This is a genomic window from Staphylococcus sp. EG-SA-2, from assembly GCF_017152085.1.
In genome coordinates, this window is sequence record NZ_JACYHC010001063.1 from 1 (window position 1) to 756 (window position 756).

The 756-nt window shown below is 34.3% G+C and carries 2 protein-coding genes; both read left to right on the forward strand.

Annotated features, from left to right (window positions below):
• On the forward strand, positions 1-453 hold a 453-nt coding region (locus IDG60_RS17990; RefSeq protein ID WP_206161020.1), incomplete at its 5' end, for a DUF2800 domain-containing protein.
• Between the two features lie 25 nt (positions 454-478).
• Positions 479-756: DUF2815 family protein (locus IDG60_RS17995; protein ID WP_164800860.1), on the forward strand; the 278-nt coding region annotated here is incomplete at its 3' end.

Genomic DNA, 756 nt, shown 5'->3' on the forward strand with positions numbered 1-756 from the left:
CATTCATGTAGAACACGTGCAGAATACATGCAAAATGTGCCTCAAAAGCCACCACATTTGTTAAGTGATGAAGAGATTGCAGAACTTTTATATAAACTGCCTGATATCAAAAAATGGGCTGATGAAGTAGAACATTATGCGCTAGATCAAGCGAAAGGAAATGATAAAAACTATCCTGGTTGGAAGCTTGTAGAAGGTCGTTCGCGAAGAATGATAACTGATACAAAAGCAACGCTTGAAAAGTTAGTTGAAGCGGGTTATAAACCTGAAGATATTACAGAAACCAAGTTACTTAGCATTACGAAATTAGAAAAATTAATTGGTAAAAAAGCATTTTCTAAAATTACAGAGGGCTTTATAGAAAAGCCACAAGGTAAATTAACACTTGCTACCGAGTCTGATAAACGACCAGCTATAAAGCAATCTGCTGAAGATGATTTTGACAAACTATAAAAATTAAAAAGGACGGTATATAAACATGAAAGCAAAAGTATTAAATAAAACTAAAGTGATTACAGGAAAAGTAAGAGCATCATATGCACATATTTTTGAACCTCACAGTATGCAAGAAGGGCAAGAAGCAAAGTATTCAATCAGTTTAATCATTCCTAAATCAGATACAAGTACGATAAAAGCCATTGAACAAGCTATAGAAGCTGCTAAAGAAGAAGGAAAAGTTAGTAAGTTTGGAGGCAAAGTTCCTGCAAATCTGAAACTTCCATTACGTGATGGAGATACTGAAAGAGAAGATGATGT